We start from the raw sequence: 5,770 nt of genomic DNA on the forward strand, positions 1-5,770 counted from the left end.
CGCCGAGGCCGCGCCGGCTCCCGCCGCGCCGGTCGCCGCCGCGCCCGCTCCGGCGGCTCCGGCCGCCATCGTCGACAAGAACGACAAGGGCGACAACGCCTGGATGCTCACCTCGACCGTCCTGGTCCTGCTGATGATCATCCCGGGCCTGGCCCTGTTCTACGGCGGCCTGGTCCGCTCCAAGAACATGCTGTCGGTGATGATGCAGGTCTCGACCGTCGCCATCATCGGCTTCGTCGCCTGGGTGCTGTGGGGCTATAGCTTCGCCTTCACCGATGGCGGCAGTTGGGACCTCTTCGTCGGGGGCCTTGGCCGTCTGTTCCTCAAGGACGTGACCCCGGCCAGCAACGTCGCGACGTTCTCGACGGGCATCGTGATCCCCGAGTTCACCTTCATCTCGTTCCAGGCGACCTTCGCCGCCATCACCGCCGCCCTCGTGGTCGGTTCGCTGGTCGAGCGCATGAAGTTCGCCGCCATCGTCGCCTTCGCGGTGCTGTGGCCCCTGCTCTCCTACTACCCGATGGCCCACATGGTCTGGTGGTGGCCGGGTCCTGACGCCATCGCTCAAGCTCCGACCGCCGCCATCAAGGCCGGTCAGATCTGGACCTGGGGCGCGCTGGACTTCGCCGGCGGCACCGTGGTGCACATCAACGCTGGTATCGCCGCCTTGGTCGGCGCCCTGATCCTGGGCAAGCGTCAAGGCTACGGCAAAGAGCCGATGCCCCCGCACTCCCTGACCCTGACCCTGGTGGGCGCTGGCCTGCTGTGGGTGGGCTGGTTCGGCTTCAACGCCGGTTCCAACCTGGAATCGAACGGCTACGCCTCGCTGGCGATGATCAACACCTTCGTCGCCACCGCCGCCGCCGGTCTGTCCTGGATCGTCGTCGAGTGGGTCACCAAGAAGAAGCCGTCGGCCCTGGGCCTGGCTTCGGGCGTCGTGGCCGGCCTGGTCGCCGTCACCCCGGCCGCCGGTTTCGCCGGCCCGATGGGCGCGGTGATCCTGGGTCTGGTCGTCTCGCCGATCTGCATCTTCTTCTGCTCGGTCGTGAAGAACGCGCTGAAGTACGATGACAGCCTGGACGCCTTCGGCATCCACGGCATCGGCGGCATCGTCGGCGCCCTGGCCACCGGCCTGCTGGTCAACCCYGTCTGGGGCGGCGCCGGCATCGTCGACTACACCACCTGCGCCAAGGACGGCGACATCTCGACCTGCGACGCCCTGGCGACGTACGAGCCGATCGCCCAACTGATCATCCAAGCCAAGGCCGTCGGCCTGACGATTGTCTGGTCGGCCATCGCCTCGGCCATCGTGTTCTTCGTGATCAAGCTGGTCATCGGCCTGAAGGCGTCGCCTGAAGCCGAAGAAGAAGGCCTGGACATCTCCGAGCACGGCGAACGCGCCTACCACAGCTAAGGCTGGGGTTCGGAAGACCAAGGAAGGGCCCGGAAGCTTCGGCTTCCGGGCCTTTTTCTGGGCGCGATGGGTGCAGGTGGGGACACACACTCACGGCAAGGCCTCAGTCATTCGGCCCAGACCTTGGGTGAGTGTGTGTCCCCTTCTCCGCCCCGATCTTTCTAGAACGGCCCGCCCAGTCGGCAGCGCCGGACCCACCAGTCGGGCCGCATCCGCTCGATCCGCTCGGCCAGGCCTTCGGCCTCGATGTCGCTGGCGCACAGGGCGAAGCAGGTGGCGCCGGAGCCGGACATCCGGGCCAGCAGGGTCTCGGGCTCGTCGGCCAGCAGGTCAAGAACCTGGCCGATGCGCGGCTCCAGGGCCACGGCCGGCGCTTGCAGATCATTGCGGGTGAAGCCGGCCAGCCAGGCGCAGACTTCCTCGATGCTCTCCAGTCCGTCCAGCATCGGCGGCGGGGCTTCGCCCTCGGGCGCCACGGCCGCGTCATAGGCCCTATAGACGGCGCCGGTCGGCGACGGGACCAGCGGATTGACCAGGACGGCGTGGAGGTCCGGCAGGCCCGGCGCCGGCGACAGCCGCTCGCCCCTGCCCTGCGCCATCACCGGCGCGCCCCACAGACACGCCGCGCCGTCAGCGCCGAGGCTCCCGGCCACGGCTTCCAGATCGGCGTCGGACAAGTCGGGGGCCAGGGCCTCGCGCAGCAGCCTCAGGGCCGCGCCGGCGTCACTGGAGCCGCCGCCCAGACCGGCGGCGATCGGCAGCGCCTTGTCGAGGATCAGGCGGAACGGCGGGATCGGTCCGCCCAGGCGCACGCGCAAGGCGTTGGCGGCCCGCACCACCAGATTGCCGTCGTCGATCGGGATCTCGCCGCCGAACCGTCCCGTCGTCTCGAAGCTCAGCGCATCGGCCGCCTGCAGACTGACCCGGTCGCCGACGTCGGCGAACAGCATCAGGCTGGAGATCGGATGATAGCCGGCCGCGTCGGGTCCGCCGACGTGCAGGAACAGGTTGACCTTGGCCGGGGCGAAGGCGTCGAGGCGCATGGCGTGCCCCCCCTTTGAAGAGTCAGGAAGCGTCAGGAAGCGTCTACAGTCGTCAGGTTACTGGCTGGCGGCGATCTTGGCCGGTCGCCCGTCCAGGCCGTCCTTCAGCTTGGCCTCGGCCTCGGCCTTCTGCTTGGCGTCCGGCTCCAGGCTGAGCACCCGCTGCCACTGGTAGCGCGCCTCGACCTGGCGGCCGATGCGCCAATAGGCGTCGCCCAGGTGGCCGTTGACGTCCGGGTCGCCCGGCTCCAGTTCGACAGCCTGCTCCAGCTTGGTCACGGCGGTCTTGTAGTCGCCCTGGCGGTAAAAGCCCCAGCCCAGCGAGTCGAGCATGGCGCCCGACTGCGGCCGCGCGTCGACCGCCTTCTGGACCATGGCGATGGCCTCGGGCAGACGCACGCCGCGATCGATCCACGAATAGCCGAGATAGTTCAGCAGGTCGGGCTCGTCCGGGCTGAGCTTGACCGCCGTCAGCAGGTCGTGCTCGGCGTCGTCCCAGTGACCGGCCCGCTCCAGGGCGATGCCGCGCATGTAGAGCAGGCGCCAGTCGGGCTTGTCGCCCTCGCCGGCGATCAGCGGATCCAGGGCGGCGGCCGACTCGGCCCAGCGCTCGTTGGCCCGCAGCAGGTCGGCATAGGTGATCTGGGCGTCGCGGTCCTTGGGCGCGGCGACTGCCGACTGCTGGGCCAGCACGACGGCCTTCTCCTTGTCGCCGCCGGTCTGGTAGCTCCAGGCCAGCTTGGACTGGGCCGCGACATACTTGGCCGAGGTGGCGGGCACCTTGGCGTAGGCTTCGCGGGCCCCCGCATGGTCATCGTCCTGGGCCAGCAGGTCGCCGACCAGCAGCCAGGCGTCGTCGCGCTTGGGATCCAGCCGCAGGGCCAGGCGCAGATAGGCCAGGCCGAACTGGCTCTGGCGCTCGCTGGCGAAGGTGGCGGCGCAGGCCACCAGGACGTGGGCGGCGCCCTGCTTGTCGGTCGACATGGCCGGCGCGGGACCGCGCGCGGCGGCCCGGGCGCGGGCCATGCGCAGGCCCTGGTCGTCCGGATCCTGGGCCAGGGCTCCATCGTACAGCGCCACGGCGTCCGCCTGGCGCTTGCGACGCTCCAGGAACGCGCCGTAGTCCTCGACGAACAGGCGCCGCGCGTTCTCGATCGCCATCAGCGCCTTGTAGTCGGTCTCGGCCTCGTCATAGCGCTTGGCCTGCTCGTAGAGCCGCGCCTGGCTCAGCTGGCCGAAGTACTGGACAAACCGGTCGCCCTGCAGTTCCGGACGCACCACCGCATTGTCCTTGTCGCCCGCGGCGGCGGCCAGCCAGGGCGCCAGCAGCACGGCGGCGGGACGATGCGGGAAGCCGAGGGTCTCGGTCTTCAGCAGGGTCTGGGCGTCTCGGGCCTTGCCGGCGGCCATCAGGTCGACCACCCGGGTCAGGACGCCCAGCCGGCGCACCTGCTCGTTGGAGTCGGTCCCACGCGGGGCGATGGCCGCGGCGCGCGGGACGTCGCCGGCCAGCAAGGCGGCGGTGAAGGCGCGGTCGGCCAGCACGCCCGGATCCTCGTCCAGCTGGCGCGCCTCGTCGAAATAGGTCGCGGCCTGGGCGTTTGAGCCGTTCAGCAACGCCGCCTGCCCCGCCAGGAACTGCCCATAGGCCGAGCGGCTCGAGCCCCAGGCCGATCCCATGGTGAACTGGCCTCGCAGGTCCGGCCCGGGCGCGGCGGCGGCACAGGCGGTAAGGGTCGAGGCGGAAAGAAGGGCGAGAAGCAGCTTGATACGCGTCATGTCCGCACCCTCATCGGTTTCCGGGCGCGCCGCAAGAAAAAGGCGCGGTCCAGAGCTTGGACCGCGCCCCCAGGCTTTTGTGGGGCCTTTGAAGGCCTCCTACATGTTCGGATAGTTCGGCCCGCCGCCGCCCTCGGGCGTGGTCCAGACGATGTTCTGCGACGGATCCTTGATGTCGCAGGTTTTGCAGTGGACGCAGTTCTGGGCGTTGATCTGGAAGCGCGGATCCTGGCCCTGCTCGTCGTAGAGCACCTCGTAGACGCCCGCCGGGCAGTACAGCCGGGCCGGTTCGCCGTACTTGGGCAGGTTCACCTGGATCGGGACCGTGGGGTCCTTCAGCTTCAGGTGGGCCGGCTGGTCTTCCTCGTGGTTGGTGGCCGAGATGAACACCGAGCTCAGCTTGTCGAAGCTGATGACGCCGTCCGGCTTGGGATAGACCAGGGGCTTGTAGTCCTTGGCCAGGCCCGTCGATTCCGCGTCGGTCTTCTCGTGCTTCATCGTGCCGAAGAACGAGAAGCCGCCGGTCAGGTGGTTGACCCACATGTCGAACATGCCCAGCGCCCCGCCCAGGGCCGTGCCGAACTTGCCCAGCAGCGGCTTGGCGTTGCGGACGACCTTCAGCTCCTTGGCCACCCAGGACTTCTCGTAGAGGTCCTGGTAGGCGACCAGCTCGTCGCTGGCCCGCCCGGCGGCCAGGGCCTCGAAGGCGGCGTCGGCGGCCAGCATGCCGGTCTTCACCGCGTTGTGGCTGCCCTTGATGCGCGGCACGTTGACGAAGCCGGCCGAGCAGCCGATCAGCGCGCCGCCCGGGAAGGTCAGCTTCGGGACGGACTGATAGCCGCCCTCGGTGATGGCGCGCGCGCCATAGGCGATGCGCTTGCCGCCCTCCAGGTGCGGCTTGACCGCCGGATGGTGCTTGAAGCGCTGGAACTCGTCGAACGGCGACAGCCAGGGGTTCTTGTAGTTCAGGTGCACGACGTAGCCGATGGCCACGTAGTTGTCCCCGAAGTGGTACATGAAGCTGCCGCCGCCGGTCTGGTTGTCCAGCGGCCAGCCGGTGGTGTGCTCGGCCAAGCCGGGCTGGTGCTTTTCGGGCGGCACCTGCCACAGTTCCTTGATGCCGAGGCCGAACTTCTGCGGCGACTTGCCGGCCGACAGGTCGAACTTGGCGATCAGCTGCTTGGCCAGCGAGCCGCGCACGCCCTCGGCGATGAACACGTACTTGCCGTGCAGCTCCATGCCGGGGTTGTAGTCGCCCTTGTGGTGGCCATCCTTGGCCACGCCCACGACCCCGACCACGACGCCCTTGACCGAGCCGTCGGCGTTCCAGACCAGGTCCGAGGCCGCGAAGCCCGGATAGATCTCGACGCCCAGCTCTTCGGCCTGGGTCGCCAGCCAGCGCGAGAGATTGCCCAGCGAGGCGATGTAGCAGCCGTCGTTGTGCATGAACGGCGGCATGGCGAACATCGGCAGCGACAGGTCGCCCGACGGACCCAGCAGCCGGAAGACGTCCTTGGTGACCGGGGTCTCCAGC

4 protein-coding genes are annotated in these 5,770 nt (G+C 69.2%); 1 reads left to right on the forward strand and 3 read right to left on the reverse strand.

Annotation, left to right across the window (positions count from 1 at the left end; genetic code table 11):
- On the forward strand, positions 1–1,414 hold a 1,414-nt coding region (locus AC1DZ6_RS17350; RefSeq protein WP_477098391.1), incomplete at its 5' end, for an ammonium transporter.
- A 161-nt stretch (positions 1,415–1,575) separates the two neighbouring features.
- Here the strand turns inward: AC1DZ6_RS17350 and AC1DZ6_RS17355 are convergent.
- From AC1DZ6_RS17355 to AC1DZ6_RS17365, 3 genes are all read right to left on the reverse strand, one after another.
- Positions 1,576–2,457, reverse strand: coding sequence for a 4-(cytidine 5'-diphospho)-2-C-methyl-D-erythritol kinase (locus AC1DZ6_RS17355; RefSeq protein WP_477098392.1), 882 nt, complete (start codon positions 2,455–2,457; stop codon positions 1,576–1,578).
- Positions 2,458–2,514: 57 nt separating this feature from the next.
- Positions 2,515–4,236: a tetratricopeptide repeat protein gene (locus AC1DZ6_RS17360; RefSeq protein WP_477098393.1), complete on the reverse strand. Its 1,722-nt coding sequence runs from the start codon at positions 4,234–4,236 to the stop codon at positions 2,515–2,517.
- Between the two features lie 99 nt (positions 4,237–4,335).
- On the reverse strand, positions 4,336–5,770 hold a 1,435-nt coding region (locus AC1DZ6_RS17365), incomplete at its 5' end, for an electron transfer flavoprotein-ubiquinone oxidoreductase (protein ID WP_477098394.1).

The sequence above is a fragment of the Caulobacter sp. P1_B12_2 genome (genome assembly GCF_056406675.1).